Source organism: Micromonospora sp. D93 (assembly GCF_018070365.1).
Classification (GTDB): Bacteria; Actinomycetota; Actinomycetes; order Mycobacteriales; family Micromonosporaceae; genus Micromonospora; species Micromonospora ureilytica.
In genome coordinates, this window is sequence record NZ_JAGPXW010000012.1 from 82596 (window position 1) to 106350 (window position 23755).

The 23755-nt window shown below is 71.9% G+C and carries 23 protein-coding genes and 1 tRNA gene; 10 read left to right on the forward strand and 14 right to left on the reverse strand.

Going from position 1 to position 23755, the window contains the following annotated elements:
• Positions 1-160 precede the first annotated feature (160 nt).
• A complete protein-coding gene (locus KBX71_RS16025) occupies positions 161-868 on the forward strand; it encodes a TetR/AcrR family transcriptional regulator (protein WP_210818842.1) in 708 nt (235 codons plus the stop codon).
• A gap of 6 nt (positions 869-874) precedes the next feature.
• Here the strand turns inward: KBX71_RS16025 and KBX71_RS16030 are convergent, their stop codons facing one another.
• From KBX71_RS16030 to KBX71_RS16060, 7 genes are all read right to left on the reverse strand, one after another.
• Positions 875-1351, reverse strand: a complete 477-nt coding sequence (locus tag KBX71_RS16030) for a DUF4383 domain-containing protein (protein ID WP_124820366.1) — start codon at positions 1349-1351, stop codon at positions 875-877.
• Positions 1352-1553: 202 nt separating this feature from the next.
• Complete coding sequence (locus tag KBX71_RS16035; protein ID WP_210818843.1) at positions 1554-2009, reverse strand: DUF4383 domain-containing protein; 456 nt, start codon at positions 2007-2009, stop codon at positions 1554-1556.
• A gap of 100 nt (positions 2010-2109) precedes the next feature.
• Positions 2110-3915, reverse strand: coding sequence for an ABC-F family ATP-binding cassette domain-containing protein (locus tag KBX71_RS16040; RefSeq protein WP_210818844.1), 1806 nt, complete (start codon positions 3913-3915; stop codon positions 2110-2112).
• A 120-nt stretch (positions 3916-4035) separates the two neighbouring features.
• Positions 4036-4983 (reverse strand): 4-(cytidine 5'-diphospho)-2-C-methyl-D-erythritol kinase, encoded by a 948-nt coding sequence (locus KBX71_RS16045; RefSeq protein WP_210818845.1) that lies wholly within the window; start codon positions 4981-4983, stop codon positions 4036-4038.
• On the reverse strand, positions 4980-5564 hold the full coding sequence (locus KBX71_RS16050) for a Uma2 family endonuclease (RefSeq protein ID WP_307847103.1): 585 nt from the start codon (positions 5562-5564) through the stop codon (positions 4980-4982). The genes KBX71_RS16045 and KBX71_RS16050 overlap by 4 nt, the downstream gene beginning before the upstream one ends.
• 32 nt (positions 5565-5596) lie before the next feature.
• Complete coding sequence (gene rsmA, locus KBX71_RS16055) at positions 5597-6466, reverse strand: 16S rRNA (adenine(1518)-N(6)/adenine(1519)-N(6))-dimethyltransferase RsmA (RefSeq protein WP_124820362.1); 870 nt, start codon at positions 6464-6466, stop codon at positions 5597-5599.
• A gap of 46 nt (positions 6467-6512) precedes the next feature.
• Positions 6513-7412, reverse strand: coding sequence for a TatD family hydrolase (locus KBX71_RS16060; protein ID WP_210818846.1), 900 nt, complete (start codon positions 7410-7412; stop codon positions 6513-6515).
• A 75-nt stretch (positions 7413-7487) separates the two neighbouring features.
• On the opposite strand from KBX71_RS16060, the gene KBX71_RS16065 reads away from it, so the two are divergent.
• Positions 7488-8735, forward strand: coding sequence for a hypothetical protein (locus tag KBX71_RS16065; protein WP_210818847.1), 1248 nt, complete (start codon positions 7488-7490; stop codon positions 8733-8735).
• Positions 8736-8778: 43 nt separating this feature from the next.
• Here the strand turns inward: KBX71_RS16065 and metG are convergent, their stop codons facing one another.
• Positions 8779-10611, reverse strand: a complete 1833-nt coding sequence (gene metG, locus KBX71_RS16070; RefSeq protein ID WP_210818848.1) for a methionine--tRNA ligase — start codon at positions 10609-10611, stop codon at positions 8779-8781.
• 149 nt (positions 10612-10760) lie between these two features.
• Between metG and KBX71_RS16075 the strand changes: the two genes are divergently transcribed.
• Positions 10761-11822: a hypothetical protein gene (locus KBX71_RS16075; protein WP_247683556.1), complete on the forward strand. Its 1062-nt coding sequence runs from the start codon at positions 10761-10763 to the stop codon at positions 11820-11822.
• A gap of 31 nt (positions 11823-11853) precedes the next feature.
• Here KBX71_RS16075 and rsmI read toward each other — a convergent pair whose 3' ends face one another.
• Positions 11854-12693, reverse strand: coding sequence for a 16S rRNA (cytidine(1402)-2'-O)-methyltransferase (gene rsmI / locus KBX71_RS16080; protein WP_247683580.1), 840 nt, complete (start codon positions 12691-12693; stop codon positions 11854-11856).
• Between the two features lie 92 nt (positions 12694-12785).
• Between rsmI and KBX71_RS16085 the strand changes: the two genes are divergently transcribed.
• The 3 genes from KBX71_RS16085 to KBX71_RS16095 all read left to right on the forward strand — a co-directional run bounded on the left by KBX71_RS16085 (position 12786) and on the right by KBX71_RS16095 (position 16926).
• Positions 12786-14495, forward strand: a complete 1710-nt coding sequence (locus KBX71_RS16085) for a dolichyl-phosphate-mannose--protein mannosyltransferase (RefSeq protein WP_210818850.1) — start codon at positions 12786-12788, stop codon at positions 14493-14495.
• A gap of 365 nt (positions 14496-14860) precedes the next feature.
• Complete coding sequence (locus KBX71_RS16090) at positions 14861-16144, forward strand: VWA domain-containing protein (RefSeq protein ID WP_210818851.1); 1284 nt, start codon at positions 14861-14863, stop codon at positions 16142-16144.
• Positions 16144-16926: a peptidase gene (locus tag KBX71_RS16095; RefSeq protein WP_210818852.1), complete on the forward strand. Its 783-nt coding sequence runs from the start codon at positions 16144-16146 to the stop codon at positions 16924-16926. Before KBX71_RS16090 ends, KBX71_RS16095 begins: the two co-directional genes overlap by 1 nt.
• Before the next feature lie 45 nt (positions 16927-16971).
• Here the strand turns inward: KBX71_RS16095 and KBX71_RS16100 are convergent, their stop codons facing one another.
• Positions 16972-17241, reverse strand: a complete 270-nt coding sequence (locus tag KBX71_RS16100) for a hypothetical protein (RefSeq protein ID WP_124819948.1) — start codon at positions 17239-17241, stop codon at positions 16972-16974.
• A gap of 198 nt (positions 17242-17439) precedes the next feature.
• Between KBX71_RS16100 and KBX71_RS16105 the strand changes: the two genes are divergently transcribed.
• The gene (locus KBX71_RS16105; protein ID WP_210818853.1) at positions 17440-18096 is read left to right on the forward strand and encodes a 4'-phosphopantetheinyl transferase; all 657 of its coding nucleotides are present in this window, start codon (positions 17440-17442) and stop codon (positions 18094-18096) included.
• A 202-nt stretch (positions 18097-18298) separates the two neighbouring features.
• Positions 18299-19066 carry a DUF4352 domain-containing protein gene (locus tag KBX71_RS16110; RefSeq protein ID WP_210818854.1) on the forward strand — a complete coding sequence of 256 codons (768 nt, stop codon included), beginning with the start codon at positions 18299-18301 and terminating at the stop codon, positions 19064-19066.
• Positions 19067-19074: 8 nt separating this feature from the next.
• Here KBX71_RS16110 and KBX71_RS16115 read toward each other — a convergent pair whose 3' ends face one another.
• A complete protein-coding gene (locus KBX71_RS16115; protein WP_210818855.1) occupies positions 19075-20160 on the reverse strand; it encodes a Gfo/Idh/MocA family protein in 1086 nt (361 codons plus the stop codon).
• 59 nt (positions 20161-20219) lie between these two features.
• On the opposite strand from KBX71_RS16115, the gene KBX71_RS16120 reads away from it, so the two are divergent.
• Complete coding sequence (locus tag KBX71_RS16120) at positions 20220-20933, forward strand: hypothetical protein (protein WP_210818856.1); 714 nt, start codon at positions 20220-20222, stop codon at positions 20931-20933.
• 46 nt (positions 20934-20979) lie between these two features.
• A complete protein-coding gene (locus KBX71_RS16125) occupies positions 20980-21579 on the forward strand; it encodes a hypothetical protein (RefSeq protein ID WP_210818857.1) in 600 nt (199 codons plus the stop codon).
• A 72-nt stretch (positions 21580-21651) separates the two neighbouring features.
• Here KBX71_RS16125 and KBX71_RS16130 read toward each other — a convergent pair.
• The 3 genes from KBX71_RS16130 to KBX71_RS16140 form a co-directional block, all read right to left on the reverse strand.
• Positions 21652-21725, reverse strand: a tRNA-Ala gene (locus KBX71_RS16130).
• Positions 21726-22115: 390 nt separating this feature from the next.
• A complete protein-coding gene (locus KBX71_RS16135; RefSeq protein WP_372432708.1) occupies positions 22116-22892 on the reverse strand; it encodes a hypothetical protein in 777 nt (258 codons plus the stop codon).
• Positions 22893-23101: 209 nt separating this feature from the next.
• Entirely contained in the window at positions 23102-23749 is a 648-nt protein-coding gene (locus tag KBX71_RS16140) for a GNAT family N-acetyltransferase (protein ID WP_210818858.1), read from the reverse strand.
• Positions 23750-23755: the final 6 nt, after the last annotated feature.

Below are 23755 nucleotides of genomic sequence, written 5' to 3' on the forward strand. Positions count from 1 at the left end.
CCAGGCGGCTCGGCGGACGGGGGGCCGGGCCCGATCCGGGTACGGTCGGACGGCGCGGCAGGGTGGTCTTACCGCCCGACAGTGAGGCGACGACGTGAACGGGCACAGCGGAGGAACCATTCCACGGCAGGGCGTCACCGAGCGCCAGCGAGGCGGCGACATGCCTGAGGTCAGCGACGACGCGGGGGCGGTTGTCGGCGGCCGACGGTCGACGCCGGCGGCGGCGGCGGCGGCACCGAAAGCCAAAGCTCCCTCCCGGGTCCGCATGTCGGCGGCCCAACGCCGGGAGCAGTTGATCGCGACCGGCCGGCAACTCTTCGCCGAGCGCGGTTTCGACGCCACCTCCATCGAGGAGGTGGCGGCCCGCGCCAAGGTCTCCAAGCCGGTGGTGTACGAGCACTTCGGTGGCAAGGAAGGGCTCTACGCGGTGGTGGTGGACCGGGAGGTCCGGGCCCTGTTGGACCGGATCACCACGGCGTTGACCGCCGGGCATCCGCGCGAGCTACTGGAGCAGGCGGCGCTCGCCCTGCTGACCTACATCGAGGAGGAGACCAGCGGTTTCCGGGTGCTGGTCCGCGAGTCGCCGCTGATGTCCGGCACGGCCACCTTCAGCAGCGTGATGAACGACGTGGCGCACCAGGTCGAGCACATCCTGGGCGCCGAGTACAAGAGCCGCGGATACGACCCGAAGCTCGCCGAGCTGTACTCGCAGGCCCTGGTCGGCATGGTGGCACTGACCGGCCGCTGGTGGCTGGAGGTGCGTAAGCCGCGCAAGGAGACGGTGGCGGCGCACCTCGTCAACCTCGCGTGGAACGGGTTGTCGCACCTGGAGGCGAAGCCGACGCTGATCACCGCCCGGCGTCACTGACCCCGATCAGCTGCGGTGCACGTCGGCCACCGGGTGCTTGCGGTGCTCCAACTCCGCCTCGGCGGATTCCGGTGGGCCGACCTTGTCGTACAGACCGGTGCCGAGCAGGATCAGGCCGAACAGCATCGACACGACAACTGTCGACATCGAGAAGTTGAGGAAGTTCGCGTCGGTCTGCAGCACCGACATCATCAGGATGCTGGTCACCAGGAACACCACGCCGGCGGTCAGGTTCATGTAGTGGCCGAGGTTGGTGCGCCGCGAGGCCCCGATGATCAGGACGACCCCGAAGACCACCGAGGCGAGCGAGAAGGCCAGGTTGGTCCGGAGCCCGAGGGCCCAGGTACTGGTGCGGGCAAAGAGCGGATCGCCGATCGTCTCGGCGACACCCCAGACGCCGAAGACCAGGATGTAGACGCCGATCAGCCCGGAGAGGACCCGGTAGAGCGGCCGTGCCGGATGGTTGACCGGAAAGTGCGGCATAGCCCAGACCCCCAAGATAACCGTTTCAGGGGAATTGTCACCCAAGGCAGAGCCAACTGTCCGAAGAACAACAAAGCCGAAAGGGTCTGCCGGAGGCTGGACCAAGGTCAGGTTTTCGCCGGAGCCCGAGCTGCGCAGGGATCAAGCCTGACCGCCCGGAGCAGCTCGGGCTCCGGCGAAAACCCACGGCCGCAACCAAAGATCAGAGAACCAGGCGAGCCTTCTGGAACGCCTCCGCCTCGTCCTCCGTGCCGACCTTGCCGTACATACCGACCATGAGCAGCACCAGGGCCGCCGTCATCACCACGATCACCGTGGTGATGCTGAAGTTGAAGAGGTTGGCGTCGGTCCGGATGAACGCGAGACCGGCCAGGCTGACCACCATGAGGCCGTACGCCATCCACTGGTTGATCGCCACGTCGATGTTGCGGCCGAGCGCGGTGCCGACCAGCACGACGAGCCCGAGCAGCACGCTGAGCAGCGAGAAGCCGAGGTTCGTGCCCTGACCGAGCACGCGGGTGTCGTCCTGGGCGAGGAACTCGTTGCCGGTGCTGGCGATGATGCCGAGCACACCGAAGACGACCAGGTACAGACCGGTCAGCCCGCCGATCGCCCGGTAGATCGGCCGCGCGGGGTGGTTGACGGGGGTGTGGGCCATGTCTGTGTCTCCAACGCCGTGGGGTACGTGTCGCCGACGATTGTCTCGCATGTGGTGGTGTGACGCCGCACACGGGGGCCGGGCCGGCGCGCCCGGCCGGTCAGCTCTCGGGCAGGTCCTCGGCGAGGGTCATCCAGCTCTCCTCGATCCGCTCCCGTTCGGCGCGCAGATCCTTGAGCTGGGTGTCCAACTCGGCGACCCGGGCGTAGTCGGTGGCGTCCGCCGCGAGCTGACCGAGCAGCGTGGTCTCGCGCTGGTCGAGCTTGCCGAGTTGCCGCTCCAGCCGGGACAGCTCCTTGCGTGCCTGACGGACCTCGGCGGCGGACATGCCACCTCCCGAGGGGGCAGCGGGCGCGGAGGTCGAGGTGACGCCCACCCGAGGAGCGCCGGCCCGCTCGGCGGTCCGCGCGAGGTATTCGTCCACCCCGCCCGGCAGGTGCACCAACCGACCGTCGCCGAACATCCCGTACGCCGTGTCGGTGACCCGCTCGATCAGGTACCGGTCGTGGCTGGCCACGATGATCGTGCCGGGCCACGAGTCGAGCAGGTCCTCCAGCGAGGCGAGGGTGTCCGTGTCCAGGTCGTTGGTGGGCTCGTCGAAGAGCAGCACGTTGGGCTCGCCGGCCAGCAGCCGCAGCATCTGCAACCGGCGGCGTTCCCCACCGGAGAGGTCAGTGACCGGGGTCCAGAGGCGGCGGTCGTCGAAGCCGAACACCTCGGCGAGCTGCGAAGCGGAGACCTCCCGGTCGCCGAGCTGAACCCGGCGGGCGACCTCCTCCACCGCCTCCAGCACCCGCAGGTGCCCGGGCAGCTCGGTGAGCTCCTGGGACAGGAAAGCGGGCCGCACGGTGGAGCCGGTGCCGAGGCGACCGCCATCGGGGCGGGTGATGCCGGCGAGCATCCGCAGCAGCGTGGTCTTGCCGGCGCCGTTGGCACCGAGGATGGCGATCCGGTCGCCGGGGCCGACCAGCCAGGTGACGTCGCGCAGGATCTCCTTCGGGCCGGCGTGCAGCTCGACGTTCTCCAGGTCGTACACCTGCTTGCCCAGCCGGGAGGTGGCCATGCGCTGCAACGACATGGTGTCGCGCGCCGGCGGCACGTCGGCGATCAACGCGTTCGCGGCGTCGATGCGGAACTGCGGCTTGGAGGTCCGGGCGGGCGGGCCACGGCGCAGCCAGGCGATCTCCTTGCGGAGCAGGTTCTGCCGGCGGGCCTCGGTGGCGGCGGCTACCCGCTCGCGCTCGGCGCGGGCGAGGGTCCAGGCGGCGAAGCCACCCTCGTAGGCGCGGACGGTCTGGTCGGCGACCTCCCACGTGTTGGTGCAGACCGCGTCCAGGAACCACCGGTCGTGGGTGACCACGACCAGGGAGCCCTTGCGGCCAACCAGGTGCCGGGCCAGCCAGTCGACACCGCCGACGTCCAGGTGGTTGGTGGGCTCGTCGAGGATGAGCAGGTCGGAGTCGCGGACGAGCAGCGCGGCGAGCGCCACCCGGCGGCGTTCGCCACCGGACATCGGGCCGACCGGCTGATCGAGGCCGAGGTGCGGCATGCCGAGGCCGTCGAGGATGGCCCGCACCCCGGAGTCGCCGGCCCACTCGTGCTCGGCGCCCATGCCCTCGGCGAGCCAGGCGGTGCCGAGCACCACGTCCCGGACGGTGGCCTCGGGGGTGAGGGTGAGCTGCTGCGGCAGCCAGAGCACGCGCAGATCACGGCGGTGGGTCACCCGGCCGTCGTCGGGGTCCTCCTGCTTGGTGAGCAGCCGCAGCAGGGTGGACTTGCCGGCGCCGTTGAGGCCGACCACGCCGATCCGGTCGGCGTCGTCCAGGCCGAGCGAGACGTCCGTGAGCAGCCGCCCGGCGGCGCCGTACCCCTTGGACACCCGGTCCAGATTGACGATGTTCGCCACGTTCCACCCTTCATGATCAAGGCGTCCCGGTGCCGGCGGGCACCTGGACGCCTGTCCCAAGGGTACGCGGACGCCCCGAACGCCCGCGCCGCGCGCCGGCAGCCCCGCTGGGACGTCTCGTCAGCCGACGCGGGCGCCGGCGACCGGACCGTGCGCGACCCGCGCCTCCCGGCAGACGCCCGCAGCTGTCAGCTCGGCGGAGATCCGCTCCGCGTCGGCAGCGTCGGCGGCGAGAAACACGCAGGTCGGGCCGGAGCCGGAGACGATGCCGGTGAGCGCGCCGGCCGCCTCGCCGGCCTTGAGCGTGTCGGCCAGCGCCGGTCGCATGGCCAGGGCGGCGTCCTGGAGGTCGTTGCCGAGGGTTCGGGCGAGCACCCGGGGGTCGCGCTGGCGCAGCGCGCCCAGCAGGGCGTCGGTGCTGCCCAGCGGGGCGCCGGCGGCACCGGAGTCGCGGAGCCGATCCAGCTCCCGGTACGCGGCCGGGGTGGACAGGCCGACGTCGGCGATCGCCACCACCCAGTGCCAGGAGGTCGACCGGGCCAGCACGGGGCTGATCGCCTCACCCCGGCCGGTGCCCAGCGCGGTGCCACCGTAGATCAGGAACGGCACGTCGGAGCCGAGGTCGGCGGCGATGCCGGCCAACTCGTCGCGGGACAGCCCGGTGCCCCAGAGCGCGTCGCAGGCCACCAGCGCGGCGGCCGCGTCGGCGCTGCCACCGGCCAGCCCACCGGCGAGCGGGATCTGCTTACGCAGGTGCAGTCGGGCGTGCGGCAGCACCCCCGCGTACCCGGCGAGGGCGTGCGCGGCGCGGATCACCAGGTTGGTGTCATCCAGGGCCAGCTCGCCGGTGCCCTCACCCTCCATGGTCAGCGCGAGGGTGTCGCCCCGACGGGCCGTCAGCTCGTCGTAGATCGAGATGGCGTGGTAGACCGTGTTCAGCTCGTGGTAGCCGTCCCGGCGCAGCGGGCCCACCCCGAGGTGCAGGTTGACCTTCGCGGGCACCCGCACCCGCACCGGGCCGATGGCCCCGCGTGGCTCGTCGTCGTCCGGTCGCCAGGCCTCGGTCACGGGGTGATGTCCCGCATGCGCAGGCGGATGTCGAACGGCTTGGCCACGATCAGCTCCTCGGCGGAGTCGGCGGCCAGCTCGTACCGGCCGTCGACCAGGTCGTACGCGTACACGTGCACCGGATTCTGCTCGATTCGCCAGTAGTGCGGGATCCCGGCATCGGCGTAGTCGGCCGGCTTCTCCAACCGGTCCCGGCGTCGGGTGCCGGACGAGACGACCTCGACTGCCAACATGACCTGCTCGGCGTCGAAGTAGTGGCTTGTACCGACAAGGGGCCGGCGTAGTAGCACCACGTCCGGTTCAAGGGTGTTGCGGTGGTTGAGCGCCACTCCGACGGCGGTAGCTGGCGACAGATCCAGCGGGGCGTGCTGTCGCAGCCACATCCAGAGCAGGCTGCTGATGTTCTGGTGGTCATAGGTGGGGGAAGGGACCACGACCAGGACTCCGTCACGTAGCTCGACGCGGGGGGCGTCGCCGGGCAGGGCCAGCACGTCCTCGATGGTGTGGTTGGCCAGTCGCTGCCGGACGGGATCCGGGCCCCACATCCCCTGGGCGGCGGGCTCGATCGGCTGCGCGGTCACTCGTACACCTCCTCGGCGGGCACGGCGTCAGCCTACTTCGCGGCCGGCGTACCGACCGGAGCCGACGCGGCGATTGCGGCGAACTGCTCGACGGTCAGTGACTCGCCACGGGCGCCGGGGTCGACGCCGGCGGCGGTGAGCGCGGCGGCGGCCCGGTCCGCACCGCCGGCCCAGCCGGCCAACGCGGCGCGCAGCGTCTTGCGGCGCTGGGCGAACGCCGCGTCCACCACGGCGAAGACCCGCTGCCGGGGTACGTCGGTGCGGGGCGGTTCGTGGCAGGTGAAGGCGACCAGGCCGGAGTCGACGTTGGGCACCGGCCAGAACACGTTCGGCGGCACCTTGCCCGCGCCCCGGGCCTGGGCGTACCAGGCGAGCTTCACCGACGGGATGCCGTACACCTTGGAGCCGGGACCGGCGACGAGCCGGTCGGCGACCTCCTTCTGCACCATCACCAGGCCGTGTCGCAGGGTGGGCAGCACGGCGAGCAGGTGCAACACCACAGGCACGGCGACGTTGTAGGGCAGGTTCGCCACCAGCGCGGTCGGTGGCGGGTCGGCCAGCTCGGCGGCGGCGATGCGCAGCGCGTCCGCGCGGTGCACGGTGAGCCGGGCGGCGTCGGCCCCGGCGTGCCGCGCGACGGTCTCCGGCAGCGCCCCGGCGAGCACCGGGTCGATCTCCACGGCGTGCACGTGCCCGGCGACCGGCAGCAGCCCCAGGGTCAGCGAGCCGAGCCCCGGCCCCACCTCCAGGGCCACGTCGTCGGGGGTGAGGCCGGCGGCGGTGACGATCCGGCGCACGGTGTTCGGGTCGTGCACGAAGTTCTGGCCCAGCTTCTTGGTGGGCGCGACGCCCAGCCGGGCGGCGAGTTCCCGGATCTCCGCCGGGCCGAGGAGACCGGTCATGGCTGGCAGCGTAGCGACGGGGTCGGTGTCGACCGTCGGGCCGGGCTCACCATGGGCCGAACGCCCGGTCGCCGGTGGCGGAGATGGCCGCGCACAGCTCGTCCAGGTCGCTGCCCGTGGTCGCCGCGAGCGCGCGGACGGTGAGCGGGATCAGGTACGACGCGTTCGGCCGGCCGCGGTACGGCATCGGGGTGAGGTACGGGGCGTCGGTCTCCACCAGCATCTGATCCACTGGTGTGAGCGCGGCGGCCTCGCGCAACGCCGTCGCGCTGCCGAAGGTGACGGTGCCGGCGAAGCTCAGCAGATAGCCGCGGCGGACACACTCACGGGCGAAGTCGGCGTCGCCGGAGAAGCAGTGCAGCACCACCCGGTCGGGGGCGCCCTCGTCGTCGAGGATCCGCAGCACGTCGGCGTGCGCGTCGCGGTCGTGGATGACCAACGTCTTGCCGTACCGCTTGGCGATGGCGATGTGCGCCCGGAAACTCTCCTCCTGCGCGGCACGCCCCTCGTCGCCGGTCCGGAAGAAGTCCATGCCGGTCTCGCCGATCCCCCGGACGCGGTCGCGGGCGGCGAGTGACTCGATCTCCCGCAACGCTTCGTCGAGGTCGTTCAGCCGGGGCGCCTCGTTGGGGTGCAGCGCCACGGTGGCCAGCACGGCGGGATACCGGTCGGCGGTGTCCGCGCCCCACCGGGAGGAGGCGACGTCCACCCCTACCTGGACCAGCCGGTCCACGCCGACCTTCGTGGCCAACTCGATGGCCACGGCAACCGGGTCGTCGGCCGTCCCGCCACCGGGCACACCTGCCTCGCTGACAGTGATGTCCAGGTGGGTGTGGCTGTCCAGCACCGCCCGGGGCAGCGACTCGGGGGCGGGCGGAAACTCTCCGGCCCGCCGGGCGGCACGCTCGCGGCGGGATTCAGTGGGCTCGCTCATCAGCGACAGCATCACACACCGGGCCTGTCCATCCGCCCGCCACCCGACGTTCACCTCGACTACGCCGCGCGACTCTACGGTCCCCGCATGAGCGTCACCCCCCAGGCCGACGGCACCGCCGGCGAACGGACCGGGCTGCACGTGGCGTTCGGCGGCGGCGTGTACCCGGCCGAGGAGATCGCCCGGGGCGCCGCGTACGAGTTGTTCAGCGCCGACGAGGTGGCCGGCTTCGAGTGGGCGCCCCGCCCGGGTAGCGCCCTGCCGTGGCGTCGTTTCGTGCACGTCACCGAGGTGACCGCTGTGCACGGGGCCACCGAGCCGGCCGACGAGCCGGAGACGCCGCTGCTGATGCCCGCCCACCGCGAGCGGGGTTGGGCCCACCTGCACCAGCTCAGCCAACAACCGGCGGCGGCGGGCGACCCGATGCTGGCGATGGCACGCGCGTCGGCGGTGGTCCGGCGGGGCACCCGGATGATGAAGGTGCTCTCAGCCCAGCAGGTCGCCGGCTACGTGCGGGGCTGGCTGCCGCACGGCTTCTGCTACCGCGAACACGATGTGGCGCACCTGCGTACGCCTGCGACGACGACTGTGCTGCGGAGCGACGGTGACGCTGGCCGGGACGGCCCGGAGGTGGCGTACGCGCTGCGCTGGCGCGCCTCCGACCCGGGCGACTACGACGTGCCGGTGGGCCCGGCGCACCGGGGCCTGACCGCGCTGGCCTCCCGGGACCGGCTCGGCGCCCCGGTGCTGGGCACGGGCTTCGTGCCGAGCAACGGTCAGCTCATCCCGGAGTTCATCACCCGGGACTTCGCCGACCTGCCGATGCCGGCGAACGCCGCCCTCGTCGCCTACCCGGCGGAGGGGGTGGAGGTGGTGCTGTACACCTACCAGGCCGAGCAGCGCGGGTGGCTGCGGATGGTGGGCCCGCAGTGGCGGCACCTGCTGGCCGCGGTGCCGGGCCTCTCCCCGGACCAGGAGTACGTGCCGAACGGCGACGCGCCCCGCTCCACCCAACTGGTCGGCATGTACGGCGACACCGAGTACGAGGCGGTCGCCGACCTGCCCGGCGGGTTCCGGGTGCTGGCGATGACCCGGGCGGCCCGGTACCCGGTGGACGCGGTGGCCCGTCGGGTCCGGTTCGCCCAGTGGCGGGGGACGCCGTGTCTGGTGCTGCGGGAGGAGGCCGGCTGGCTGCGGGTGCGCCTGCGCTACCCGAACCCGGACACCGTGGTCACCACCGGGGCGCAGTGTCAGGAACGTGGTATCTACGAGGCCTGGGCGCCGGGCGCCGAGGTGACCGACGACCAGGTGATGGACACCCGGTACGCGATGTGACGGCGCGCGGCGGCAGGGCACCCCGCCGCCGCGCGTCGTGCATTCAGTCGGCGAGCCGGGCCAGCTCCTCGTCGACGATCGACGGGTCGAGCTTGCGGAACACGGGCTTCGGCGTGGCCAGCGGGCGGCCCGCCTCGATCGGCACCGACTCCCAGCGCGCGCCGACGGTGTAGTCCCCGGTGAGCACCGGGTACGCCGGGCCGCCGTCCAGGTCGTCGACCTGCTCGATCACCGGCATCGGCGCGTGCACGCCGGTGCCCCCGAGCAGCTCGTGCACCTGCTGCGCGGAGTGCGGCAGGAACGGGGTGAGCAGCGTGTTGGCATCGCTGATCACCTGAAGGGCGACGTGCAGGATGGTGCCCATCCGGGGCTTGTCGGCCTCGTCCTTGAGCTTCCAGGGCGCCTGCTCGGAGAGGTACCTGTTGGCCTCGGCGACCACCTTCATGGCCTCACCGATGGCCTGCTTCTGCCGGTGCCGACCGATCAGGTCGCCGACAGTGGTGAAACCGGTCCGGGCGACGGCGAGCAGGGCCTCGTCGGCCTCGGTGAGCCCGGCCGGGTCGACCGGCGGGATCTCCCCGAAGTTCTTAGCGGCGATCGAGACGGACCTGTTGACCAGGTTGCCCCAGCCGGCGACCAACTCGTCGTTGTTGCGGCGGAGGAACTCGGCCCAGGTGAAGTCGGTGTCGTTGCTCTCCGGGCCGGCGGCGGCGATGAAGTAGCGCAGCGCGTCGGCGTCGTAGCGCTCCAGGAAGTCGCGAACGTAGATGACCACCTTGCGGGACGACGAGAACTTGCGCCCCTCCATGGTCAGGTACTCGCTGGAGACCACCTCGGTGGGCAGGTTGAGCCGGCCCAGCTCGCCCGGCTCGCCGTCGCGGGAGCCCTCGCCGGAGTAGCCGGAGAGCAGCGCCGGCCAGATCACCGAGTGGAAGACGATGTTGTCCTTGCCCATGAAGTAGTAGGACTGGGCGTCGCCGCCGACTCCGTCGGCCGATGGGACGCTGCCGGCGCCGTCCTTGGAGTTCCAATACCTGCGCCACGCCTCGGGGTCGCCGGAGCGACGGGCCCACTCGATCGAGGCGGACAGGTAGCCGATCACCGCGTCGAACCACACGTAGATCCGCTTGTCCGATCGGTCGCGCCAGCCGTCGAGCGGGATCGGCACGCCCCACTCCAGGTCACGGGTGATCGCCCGGGGCTGGAGGTCGTCGAGCAGGTTGCGGGAGAACCGCAGCACGTTGGGCCGCCACCCCTCGCGGGTGTCCAGCCACTGCCGCAGCACCTCGGCCAGGGCCGGCAGGTCCAGGAAGAAGTGCTCCGTCTCGACGAACTTCGGAGCCTCCCCGTTGATCCGCGACTTCGGGTCGATCAGGTCGATCGGGTCGAGCTGGTTACCGCAGTTGTCACACTGGTCACCGCGGGCGCTGTCGTACCCGCAGATCGGGCAGGTGCCCTCGATGTAGCGGTCGGGCAGGGTGCGCCCGGTGGACGGGGAGATCGCGCCCATGGTGGTCTTCGGCACGATGTAGCCGTTGCGGTACATCCCCTCGAACAGCTCCTGCACCACCGCGTAGTGGTTGCGGGTGGTGGTGCGGGTGAACAGGTCGTAGGAGAGACCGAGGCCGTGCAGGTCCTCGACGATCACCCTGTTGTACCGGTCGGCCAGCTCGCGCGGGGTCACCCCGTCGGCGTCGGCCTGCACCTGGATGGGGGTGCCGTGCTCGTCGGTGCCGGAGACCATGAGCACGTCGTGGCCGGCCATCCGCATGTACCGGGCGAAGACGTCGGAGGGTACGCCGAAACCGGAGACGTGGCCGATGTGGCGGGGGCCGTTGGCGTACGGCCAGGCCACTGCCGCGAGAACGTGACTCATGAGCAGTGAGCCTAGTGACAGGTCCGGGGCGTCCGCGAACCAATGGGGGGTGCCCGACCGGCGGACCGGGCCGACCACCTCGCCCGTTGGTCCGATTTGTCGCCGACACGCGGCTCAGCTGCCCGTTTCGCCTCCGGGAGCGGTGTGCAATGAACCTCGTGATGGGCAGACGAGCGGCGCGGGACCACGAGGACCGTCCCAGCGGACCGGCGGTCGGCGACGACCCTGGGCCCGAGCCCGCCGTGCCCCGGGTCGGCGGGCTCGCGCCTCAGCCCCGGCTGGTGCCAGGCGCAGACCCGGGCGTGCAGCGGCCCACCCCGGCGGGGAGGTCCGCCACCCCGGCCCGCCCCACGCCGGCGGCGCCGTCGCCCACTCCGGCCCGTCCGACCCCGGCGGCACCCGTACCCAGCCCGGCCCGGCCCGGGTTGTCGGGTCCGCCCGCCGGCTCGGCGCCCGCCGGCTCGGAGGCCGTCGAGGTGGAGCCGACCACCGGCGCGCCGGTGGACGCGGTGCCGCGTCGGGTGCCGGTCCGGCAACAGGGTCGCCGGGAGCGGGGCCTGCGGTCCGACGGCGACACGCCGGACGACGACGGCGGCGCCTTCTGGGCACCGATCGAGCAGGTGCACTGGGACGGAACCCCGGTCCGCAAGGACCCGGCACCGGAGCGGTTCCGCGGCTTCCGGCTGGCACGCCGCCGGGCACCCAGCCGCACGCCCCCACCGCCGGATCCGCTGCCCGGGCTCGCCGCGCTGGTGGCGCTGAGCCTGGTCGCGGCCTTCTTCGCCTGGGTCAGCGCCGGCCCGTTCTGGCTCGCGGTCGGGCACGCCCGAACGGGCACGGTGGTGATCGACGACTGCTCCGGCGGCGGGCTCACCCAACGGTGCCGGGGGATCTTCACGGCCGAGGACGGGCGGTTCATCGCCCATGGTGTCCGGGTCAGCGGCGTGCCCGCCGAAGGCAGCGCGACGGGCGCCTCGCTGCCGGCGCGGATGACCGGCCCGGACAGCGGCACCGCGTACGCGGACCTCGGGGTGGGCAGGCACCTGCTGTGGCTGCCCGGTCTGCTGGTGGTGCTGGGCTGCACCGCCGGCATCGTCAGGTGGACCGGATCGGCCCGACTGCCCGGTCGCCGGCACCGCCGCTGGGCGGTCGCCGCCGCCATCGCCGGCCCCACACTGATCACCGTCGGCTTCCTGGCCGCCGCGTGGTGACCCCGCCGTCAGGCGAGCCCGACCACAGTGGTCAGCTGTGCACGATCGTGTAGACGTCCCGGCGGCGCAGCGCGTACTCGGTGGCGACGTCGGTGATGGCGTCCCGGCGGGACCGGCCGGCGGCCTCCCGCTCGGCGACGGCGGCGCGCAGGGTGTCGTCGTCGGGGCGTTCGGCGGCGGTCACCGGAGCTCCGGCCACCACCAGCGTGATCTCTCCGCGCGGGTCCCCCTCGGTGGCCCACCGGGCCAGCTCGCCGAGGGGGCGGCGGAGCACCTCCTCGTAGGTCTTTGTGAGTTCGCGGCAGAGCGCGGCCGGCCGGTCCGCCCCGAACGTGTCGGCCAGGTCGGTGAGGGTCGCCCCGATCCGGTGCGGCGCCTCGAAGAAGACCAGGGTGCGTTCCTCGGCGGCGAGCGCGCGTAGCCGGGATCGGCGGCCGCCGGGGGTGCGGGGCAGGAAGCCCTCGAAGCAGAACCGGTCGCAGGGCAGCCCGGAGACGGCCAGCGCGGTGGTGACCGCGCTCGGCCCGGGGGCGACGGTGACCGGCGCCCCGACATTCACCGTGGCACGGACCAACCGGTAGCCGGGGTCGGAGACGCTCGGCATCCCTCCGTCGGTGACAAGCGCCACCACGTACCCGCCGAGGATGGCCTCGACCAGCTCGGGGGTGCGCCGCTCCTCGTTGCCCTCGAAGTAGGAGACGATTCGACCGCCGACGGTGAGGTCGAGGTCGCGGGCCAACCGGGTGAGCCGGCGGGTGTCCTCGGCGGCGACCACGTCGGCGCTGATCAGCACCTCCCGGAGCCGGGCCGAGGCGTCGGCGGGGTTGCCGAGCGGAGCACCGAGCAGAATCAGGCGCCCAACTTCGGACATTTCACCCACGGATTCGTCTCCTTCATTGCTGGGAATACCGGTATCAGGGACGACGGACGCCACCGGACACCTTGGCAGCCTACGATCGCCGGGTGACGAGTGCGTCGACAGCGCAGAGCCCGAGCGCCGATCCGGACAAGATGATCCAGGTGACGGGCGAGCCCAGTGCAACCCAGGAGCCGACGGCACCGAGCGCCGAGAGCGGCGGGGTGGCCGCCGCGGTCCGGCGACGGTTCGCCACCGTCGACACCCAGGTGGACCGGTTCTCGTGGTTGGCCACGGCAGTGGTGGTGGCCATCGCCGCGATCGTGCGCTTCGTCGGGCTGTCCAGCCCGAAGGGCAAGATCTTCGACGAGACGTACTACGCCAAGGACGCCTACGGGCTGATCTCCCGTGGTGTGGAGTGGAACTACAAGGACAACGCCGCGTCGTACGTGGTGCATCCTCCACTGGGCAAGTGGTTGATCGGCCTCGGCGAGTGGGCCTTCGGCTATCAGGACGCGGATTCCAAGGTCTCCGTCCCCGGGCACCTGATGACCACCGCACCGGAGTTCGGCTGGCGATTCTCGGCGGCCGTGATCGGCACGCTGTCGGTGCTGCTGCTGGTCCGCATCGGTCGGCGGATGTTCCGCTCGACGGTGCTCGGCTGCGCGGCCGGCCTGCTGCTCGCCCTGGACGGCTTCCACCTGGTGCTGTCCCGCGCGGCCCTGCTCGACATCTTCCTGCTCTTCTTCGTGCTGGCCGCGTTCGGCGCGCTGGTGCTCGATCGGGACGCCCGCCGTCGGCGCTGGGCACGGGCTCTGGACGACGGGCTCGATCCGAGCCAGCCGGGCCGGGCCGGCCGGCCGCCGACCGGTTGGCGCACCTGGCCGTGGTGGCGGCTGGCGGCCGGGGTGCTGATCGGCTGCGCCTGCGCCGTGAAGTGGAGCGCCCTGTATTTCGTGCCGGCCTTCGCACTGCTGGTGATCTTCTGGGAGGTCGGCGTCCGCCGCTCGGCGGGGGTCCGCCGGCCCTGGCGGGACACGCTCGTCGACGAGCTGCCCTGGCTGGTGCTCGCCGGCGTGCTCATGGTGGGCACCTACGTCGCCACCTGGTCGGGCTGGCTGCTCACCGACGACGGTTACTACCGGCTCGCGTCGTCCTACCCGAGCGCCCCGCTCAGCGACCGCCCGGTGATCGGCCCGCTGATCAACCTCTTCGAATACCACCGCGCGGCGTACGGCTTCCACGCCCAGCTCGACGACGCGCACAAATACCAGTCGTGGCCGTGGCAGTGGCTGCTGCTCGGTCGCCCGGTGGCGTTCCACTGGTCCGGCGACGGCGCCTGTGGCGCGCCGAGCTGCGCCTCGGAGATCCTGCTGCTCGGCACCCCGCTGCTCTGGTGGTCGTTCCTGCCCGCCCTGGTGGCGCTGGTCTGGCTGGGTGTGGCCCGTCGGGACTGGCGGGCCGGCGCGATCCTGCTCACCGTGGCCGCCGGGCTGCTGCCGTGGTTCTGGTTCGCCCTCGACGGCCGGACGATGTTCTCGTTCTACGCCGCGCCGGTGGTGCCGTTCCTGGTGCTGGCCGTGGTGTACGTGCTGGGCGCGCTGATCGCACCCGCCGGGGGTGACGTGGGTACGGTGGCGCCGCTGGTGCCCGGTGACCCGAGTTACGAACGCCGACTGGTGGGCAGCATCGCGGCGGGGGCGTACGTGCTGTTGGTGGGGCTCTGCTTCGCGTACTTTTATCCGATCTTCGTCGGCCGGCTGATTCCGTACTCGGACTGGCTGTCCCGGATGTGGCTCGACGGTCGGTGGATATAAGCATCGACAGGCGACGCGCCGCACAGCGCGACGGAAGAAGGGCCCGCACGCCGAAGCGTGCGGGCCCTTCTTCACAAAGACGCGCGCCCCGATCGCCTGCCACGGGGGAAGCGGGCGATTGGGGCGCGCATGAAGAGCTTAACCACCGCGCACCACCGGCACAACGGGTCGACTTGAGTCAGATTTCCGACGGATGCTGGCCGGACCGAGACCTTCCCTCGCACAGTTGACCGAGGGTGACCCGCCGTGGACCCACAGCGCGGGCGCGGACGGTCAGAGGTGATTCCTGACCCGGCTGGAGTGGTCGGTCACGCACCCCTCCACCCAAACGATCATCCAAAGTGGATCTCACTACACTGCGGGTCGTGATCAACTTCAGACGATCGACGGCGGTCCTCTTCGGACTGTTGGCGACCACCGCGCTGGCCGGGCCCGCCCCGGCGCGGGCCGACGAGGAGCCGGCGCCCGAGCCGCCCCGGGTCGAGCTGGTGCTCGACGTCAGCGGGTCGATGCGCGCCGCCGACATCGACGGACGCTCCCGGATCTCGGTCGCCCAGCAGGCCTTCAACGAGGTCGTGGACGCGCTACCCGAAGAGACACAGCTCGGCATCCGGGTGCTCGGGGCGACCTACCGCGGCAAGGACAAGAAGGTCGGCTGCCAGGACACGCAGCAGATCGTGCCGGTCGGCCCGGTGGACCGGTCCGCCGCGAAGGCCGCCGTGGCGACACTCCGGCCGACCGGGTTCACCCCGGTCGGGCTGGCGCTGCGCTCCGCCGCGCAGGACCTGGGCAGCGGGACCACCACCCGACGGATCGTGCTGATCACCGACGGCGAGGACACCTGCGCTCCACCCGACCCGTGCGAGGTGGCCCGGGAACTGGCCGCCCAGGGCACCAGCCTGGTCGTCGACACCCTCGGCCTGGCCCCCGACGAGAAGGTCCGTCAGCAACTGCTCTGCATCGCCAGCGCGACCGGCGGGACCTACACCGCCGCGCAGAGCGCCGAGGAGCTGACCGACCGGATCAAACAGCTCGTCGAGCGGGCCGGCGACACGCACACCCGGGCGCCGACAGTGGTCGGCGGCACCAACGCGTGCGACTCGGCGCCGCTGCTCACCCCCGGCGTCTACGCCGACCGGGAAGCGTTCTCCGAGCATCGCTACTACCGGGTGCCGATCCGCCCCGGCCAGGAGTTGCGGGCTTCGGTGAGCATGGCGTTGGACCGGGCCGTCAACCGGGACTACGGGGTGCTGCTGCGGGCCACCGCCGCCGACGGCCGGGAACTCGTCCGGGGCGCGGACGCCGGCAGCGGACGGGCCGACGTGCTCTCCGCCGGGCTGCGCTGGTCGGCCACCGCCGACGACGAGGACGCCGCCGAGACCGAGGAGAGCGCCGCGCCGGTCGTCGAACCCACCACCGTCTGCCTGGTGGTGAGCAACTCGTTCGCCCCGCGTCCCGGCACCGCGGCGACCCCGGGCATGCCTGTGGAGTTGACCATCGACGTGGTCGCCGCCGCACCCGCACCGGACGGACCGGACCTCGGCCGGGGCTGGGTGCTGCTGGCCCTGCTCACCGTCGCCGGGCTGATCACCGGTCTGCTCGCCGGACTGCTCACCCGCTGGTGGGTCGCCACCTGGAGGGAGAACTGATGCGTACCGCACTGTTCCGGTCGATGGCGGCGCTGCTCGCCGCCGGCGGGGCCGCTCTGCTCCCCGCTGCGGCCGTCGCCGCGCCGACCCCCTCCCCCGGTGCCACGCCGGTGAACCGTGCCGGCACGTCGTTCCTCAGCGCCACCCCGATCACCGCCGGACAACCGGTACGGGTGGACGCCTCGATCGGCGACCACCTCTACTGGTCGTTCCCAGCGACGGCCGGTCAGGTGCACGAGATCAACGCCACCGTCACCTTCCCGAAGGGACGCGGTGGCGCGTCCACCTGGACCGTGGACGTCTTCGACGGGCTACGCCGACGCCAGGCGTGCACGGCGGGGGCACAGACCCCGACAGTGGACGCGAAGGCGTCGAATGTCGTGTTGGGCTGCACGCTGCGCGAGGTGCGGCCGTGGGCGGAGCCCTGGTCGGCCGATCCACTGCCAGGCACGTACGTCATCCGGCTCTCCGTGATCGACCTGCCGGAGCCGGATCTGGGTGCGCCGATCGACGTGGACCTGCTGGTCGGCGCCATCGCCGACCGGGGCGCCTCGGCCGACGACGGCGAGTTGGCGGCACCGCTGGTGCCGAACACCAAGGCCGGCACGGTGCTCAACGCCGTACCCCCGGTGGACGCGGAGGCCGACGACGAGGGCGACTCGCTGACGGGCTGGTTGCCGGATCTCGGCTCGCGCTGGGTCTGGACCGGCATCGGCGGCGCGCTCGCCGCGGTGGCTGGCGTGTTCGGTTTCGCGGTCACCCGACGGCCTCGACGTCGCTGAACGCTCACCCTGGTGGCCCCGCCCAGCGGCGGGGCCACCAGAGGTTCAGCTACGCCGGGAGCCGCGCGGCAACCAGCCGATGAACCTGTCCTGGAGCGACATCACCGGGGCGGCGCGCAGATCCTCCGCGGCGGCGGCCAGGCAGGAGCCCAGATAGACGCTGAGCATCGCGCGATCACCCCCGTACTCCGCCAGCAGCCGGGTGCGCTTCGTCGCGCACGGCCATTCGTCACCGCAGGAGCCGCAGCTCCAGCAGGGGGTCTTCGGTGCGTGCTCGTCAGCCCGCACCCTCGGCCGTTCCGCACCATCGGTCATCGCACGTCCTTCCAGATGTCCACGGGACTGGCGGCTGCCGTGCCGGCCAGCATTGATGGTGGTCCCCCCGGAGCCATCAGGGAGGGCGCTGCAGGTCCCTCCGGTGTTACATCCTTGCGGTACCTTCAGCGGTCGTGGGAGTCGGAAAGTTGACGGTTAATTCGATGCGTCATTCCTACCGAGCAGTAGGTAACGGAGATGCGTGACCTGCTGCCATCGACGGTCGCCGTCGCCGTCGCCGGGCCCGAGGACTGGACGGGCGACCTGCTCCCCGCCGAGCAGGCATGTCTCAGCGAGCGGGCCGTGCAGACCCGTCGGCGGGACTTTGCCGCGGGGAGGAACTGCGCCCGCAGGGCATTGCGCGACCTCGGCCTGCCTACGGCCGCCGTACCGGCCGCCGCCGACCGCGCGCCGGTCTGGCCGACCGGGGTGGTCGGCACCATCACCCACACCGCCGGCTACTGCGCCGCCGCCGCGGCGCACACCACCGACGTCCGGTCCGTCGGGATGGATGCCGAGCAGCACCGCGAGATCAATCCGGGAGTACGCAGACTCGTGCTGCTGCCCGAGGAGGAGGCCGCCTGTGCGCGGTTGCCCGGTGACATCTCCTGGCCGGTGGTGCTGTTCAGCGCGAAGGAAACCGTCTACAAGGTGTGGTACCCGGTCGTCCGCAGCTGGTTGGACTTTCACGACGCCCGACTGGACATTGATCCGGATGCCGGCACGTTCACCGCCCGGATCGCACCGGCCCGGGTGGACGGGGCGGGGGTCGACGACCCGCCGGCGTCAATCACCGGCCGCTTCGTGATCGCCGACGGGCTGGTCCGCACCGCCGCCGTGCTCCCGCTGCGCTGACGTCGCCTGATTACTTATAGTGATGGATGCGATACCGGTCCACATTGGTGCCCGGTGACCGGCCAGACACCGTCCATGCTGGCCGGTGCGGTTTCGCGTCACCTTTGGTGAGACGCCCTCCGGCGCGGCGACAGGGCGCTCTGCCACCCACGGTAACGTCGACGAGTTCCCGCACGGCAGTATCGATGCGTCAAGGAGTACGGTGACCCACCGCCAGCCCTCCGCCGGGCCGCAGGATCTCCAGCAGTCAAGCTCGCAGCCGCCGAACCGCCCGTTCGTGGCGACGCCGCAGCCGCCGTTCTCGGGGGCCGCGTACCTGACAGCTGGCGGACACACGGAGGCTGGTGGCGGATATCGGGCACCCGGTGGTCAGGGCTACCCGATCATCGCACCACCACCTGCGCAGACGGACCGCGCCAAGAAGTCCGTGGTGGTCGTCGCGGTCACCGCGGCCGTGCTCACCCTGCTCACCTGCGCCGGCGGCATCGTGGCGGTCGTCATCGGCACCAAAGGCACCTCGACCACTGTGAGCGAGGCACAGGCCACCCCGACCCCGCCGCCGGCGAACGGCGACACCCGCGACCTGTCGCCGGGCGACACCCTGGTCGTCAACAGCGAGGCCGGCACCGTCGAGATCACCGTGACGAAGTTCAGCAGCGCCACCAAACCCTGCAAGTCCCACGGACTGAAGCCCGGCGAGGGCATGTACGTGATCGCCGACGTGACTGTGGCTGTCACCAAGGGCACCGTGTCGACGAACCCGCTCTACTTCCAGTGGGTCGCCGCCGACGGCACCAAGACCACGGCAATCGGTGGAGCCTTCTCCGGCTGCGGCAAACCGATGCCGGCCGTCGACGACCTGACCGCCGGCACCAGACGCACCGGCAGCGTGGTGTTCGACGTGCACGACACGTCGGGCGCGCTGGAGTACCAGGACCAGTTCCAGACCGCCGGTTCCTGGAGGCCGTAGCGGGCGGGCTACCGCCCCCATGCCTCGGTGGCGGTGACGACCGGCCGGCCGGTGCGTACCGAATCTTCGATGGCGAGGCTGATCAGGTGGTCCTGGCAGGCTTCGGCGAGGGAGTACGGAGCCGGGCCCTCCTCCCGCGCCCACGCCCCGGCGCGGGCGACGATGTCGGCCACCGCGATGTCGTCGTCGGACATCCCGCTGCCGACGAAGGGATTGCGGTAGACCACGTCGCCGTCGAAGCTGATGTGCTTCAGGTCGAGCCCCTCCAGGTTGAGGTCGAGACCCGTCTGGCGTCGCACGAGAGACGACTCCACAGGCGTGGTCGGGTCGATCAGGCGGATCACCCGGTCGTCCACCAGCTCACCGCGCGAGCCCCGCACCACCAAGCGGCGGGTACGCAGCGGGTTCCACCACTGGTTGTCGGTGAAGTCGTACAACCCCATCCGCCCGCCGAAGTCGATGGTCGCGAGGGTGGTGGGGAGCTGCTGCGGGGTGTCGTCGCCAGTCCAGCCGGCCGGCGAGAGCGGGTTGGCCAGCGGCGCGACGAAGGCACGCGCGCTGACCTCGGCGCTCTCGTGACCGACCCCGAGCAGACCACGGATCAGCGAGACCGCGTGGTACAGGTGGGTCGAGGAGATCTGGACCGAGGTCGGCTCGCCGAGCACCCCGGCGCGGACCACGGCCAGCCGGGCCGCGTGCCCCGGCATCAACAGGTACTGCTCGGCGACCTGCACCAGACCGCTGTCTCCGACGTCGGCCCAGAGCGAACGCAGACCCGCCAGGTCGGGGGCGGGCGGCGTCTCGGCGAGCACCGGTACGCCGGCCGCGACCAGTTCCCGGGTCGCCTCGGGCGTCACCGGCCACGGCACCGACACGATGACGAAGTCCGGCCGCTCGTGGGCGAGCAACTCCGCCGTCGTGCGGAAGGTCCGGACGCCCCACTCGGCCGTGACGGCAGCTCCCCGCGATTCGGTACGCGTCACCACCCCGGTCACCCGGAACCGCTCGGGGAGCAGCCGGGCCAGGCGAAGGAAGAACTCACCTCGCCAACCACTGCCGACGATGCCGAACCGGGTCTGGGCCACCGAAGTCATCTGGGCTCCTCACGTAGAGGTCCGGATGCTAACCGTTCTCCTTCGCTACGGTTGTGCCGATGACCGTCGAACCGATGCGCGCTGCGCCCGTGCTCCTGCCCGATGCGGGACCGCCCCTCGACTACTACCTGGTCGGCCACCGTGACGCGGCGACCACTGTGGAGGGCATCGTCGTCGAGGAGTTCACCCGCCACCGCGACTTCACCACCACGGGGCTGGACAGCGCGGGCTGGACGCCGGACGCCGGCTGGTGGAGTTCCGCCGCGCTGAGCCGCGCCATGCGCACCGACCCCGAGGTGCTGGCGCGGGTGCTTCCCACCTCCCGCCGGGAGGCCGAGGACGTCTACCGCGCGCTGGGTGGTGGGCAACTGCCGAACGAGTCAGCGCTTCGTACGCACTTCCTCGACCATCAACCGATCGCCACCGCCCCGCCGCTGCGGCTCGGCCCCGCACAGCCCCCGGCCGGCTTCCACGAGCGACGGGTGTACCGGGTCCTCTTCGCCAAGGACCTCGGGGCCGGGCAGGTGGCGAGCCTCCGGACGGCCTGGCGGACACCGGCGGGCGGCACGGGCGCGTCCGGTCGTCTCGACCAGCACGGCGACCAGATCACCTGGGATCTGCGCCGCGTCGGCCACTCCCTCGCCTGGTGTCTCGACGTGACAGCACTACTGAGGACCGACGCAACCATGGTGCTCGGCTCGACCCTGTCCGAGCTGACGAACGTCCTGCGCCAGCACGGCTTGATTCCCGTGACGACCGAACGCTTCTGCTAGGCCATGGCACTGGCCACCGGACCACCCGACGAGACCGGAGGCTCGAGTGTCAGTCGATCTTGAGGCAACGCTGGCCCGACCCATCTCGCTCGCCGAGATGGTGATCGCCGCGCGGGCCACCCTGGCCGAACTTCTCGGCCTGGACACGACACCCGAGCTGAGCGTGTTCACCGACCGACGTTACGAGCAGGGACGCCGCGTCGCATCCGGCCGCCGCCTCGACGCGGCGGAACTGCGGTCCACCACCATCGGCGACCGCCTTGAGCGCCAACCCAACGGAATGCCGGGCTCGATCCACCTTGAGATTGACGTCTCGGGTTCCGAGGACGGTGCCTGGCTCCTGGTCATCGACCACGAGCCGGAGACCGGCGGCGACCCCGATTGCGTCTTCAGCCCCTACCGCACGTGCGTGAGTGTCGTGGTAGCGCTGGCCATGGCACTTGCCGTCGCCGACCGCACCGGCGGACAGTTCATCGACGACCAGATCCAGCTGCTACGGCCGGGCCACACCCACCCGCGCCAGGTGGTCACTGTGACACGACTGCCACCCGAGCCGGGGGACTTCACCCAGAGGTGCGAGCGCTACCTTCGCCAGTTCACGAATCTGGGCGGGTGGCCACGCACCGTGTCGATGGGGCGTACTTGATGGGCGCGGCTTGGCACCCGAAAGATCGAAAAAGGCCGTCTCCGACTCACGGAAACGGCCTTTTGCCTGGGGTGGAGCTGAGGGGATTTGAACCCCTGACCCCCTCGATGCGAACGAGGTGCGCTACCAGTCTGCGCCACAGCCCCCCGCCGGCGAACCGGCTTCGGTCCCACCCGGCTTACACCGGGCGGGCCGGCAGCAAGGCTAACAGGTCGCCGGCCCCGACCGCGAATCCGCCCCCGGCCCGGCGCTCCGGCCCGCCCGAAGATCGACTCGGGCTCCCGGAAATCGGGGCATCCCGGACGCCGCGAACACCGCACCGCACCTCACCGCAAGATCGCACAACATCAAGGATGTAGTGGCTTCCGGGCGTTTCGTGGCCACTACATCCCGGTTCGAGCGTGATCTTGACGGCTGCCGGCGTGGCGGTGGTCGTCGTCAAGATCCGACTCAGAGCCACTCGAGTGGATCAAGCCGGTCGCCGCGACAGGCCAGGCCGGGCACGGCCGGGGCCGAGGCGCACGGCCGAGACCGCGTCAAGCGCCTCGGCCGGCCTCGTAGGGGCGACCGCGCAGGCCGCCCGACCGCCGGTACGAGACCGACCCGCCGTTGACCGCCGCCGGCAGGTCCCCCGGTCGGTCCAGGCCCATGGCGGCTCGGCGTACTCCCTCGCGCTGGGCGGCCAGCCGGCGCTGCGCCTCCCGGCGGGCGGCGGCCCGGCGGGCCTGTTCCCGACGCACCTCGGCCTGCCGGGCGGCCAGCCAGGCGGCCTCCCGGGCTCGGGCGCGGCGGCGGCGACGTCCGGCGAGGGCCTGACCCCGCAGGTGGACGACGTACAGGGCCAGGAGCAGGAAGGTTACGCCGAAGCCGACCCAGAAGCCGGGGCTGACGAACAGCACGCCGATCAGTTCGACGACGTTGAGGAGCAGCAGGGCGGCGAGCACCCGGCGACGCCGGTACACGGCGGGGGTGTGCTGTCGGCGCGGCGCCGGGCGTCGGCGGGACCGTTTCGGTGCTGGGGGTACGGCGCGCAGCCGACCGGAGCGGCGGGCGGCCGGGGGCGCGGAGACCGGCGCACTCAACGCACCGGTAGTCGCATTCTCACTGAGGGTGACGATCAGTGAGCGCGGAGGGTGAACGGGTCGCCGTCCCGGCACAGTACGGCGCCGTCGGCGGCGCTGGAGCACCCGCGCCGTCGACTGCGCCCGCTCCGCCACCAGCCGCTCGGTGGCGTCGTACCGGCGAACCAGCGCCGGGGCCAGGGCGAGCAGGCCGGCGGCGGCGAGGACGGCGAGGAGCACCGAGGTCGGCACCCTCACCCCTCCCGTCACCGAATTCGAAGCAACCGCCATCCGACCGCAGGATCTTCCACCGATCACGCCTGGGTGCGTGGATCGTCCGGCCGGGGAGCGCTTGCCGCAGCTTGCAGTTACTTGAGGTTACGGCGCACCGACCGGGATGCCACCGCGCCGCGCCGATCCCGTCCGTGGGACGAGTGGGAGGATGTCGGGAAATCCTCCCACTACGCGTTGGCGCGTATCCGGTGCCAGCGGGCCAGCAGGCCACCCTCGGCAGCGATCTCCTCACTCGTCATCGCGTACCCGATGTGGTCCCGCCAGGCGCCGTCGATGTGCATGTAGCGCACGTGGTACGACTCCTCGCGGAAGCCCAACTTCTCCACCACCCGCCGGGACGGTTTGTTCTCCGGACGAATGTTGATTTCCACCCGGTGCAGTCCGCCCGGGCCGAACGCGTGGTCCACGGCGAGCGCGAGCGCCGTCGGGATCACACCTCGGCCGGCGACCCGGGCGTCCACCCAGTAGCCGACGTAGCCGGAGCAGAGCGCCCGCCGCACGATGCTGCCCACGTTGATGTGCCCGACCAGCCGGTCCCGGTCGCCCTCACGCAGGCAGACGGCGAACGGCATGCCCTCGCCCTCGCGGGCCGAGCGCCGCTGGTCACGGTGCACCCAACGGAACGCGGCCGGCGAGTTCATCTCGTCCCAACCACCGGGCAGCGACGACTCCCAGGGCGCCAACCAGGCCCGGTTAGCCCGCCGTACCTCCGACCACGCCGCCGCGTCGGAGCGCCGGTAGGGCCGCAGCAGCACCGGGCCGTCGGCCAGCTCCACCGGCCATCCCGGTGACCGCGCGGGTCCGAAGAGACTCACCCGCAC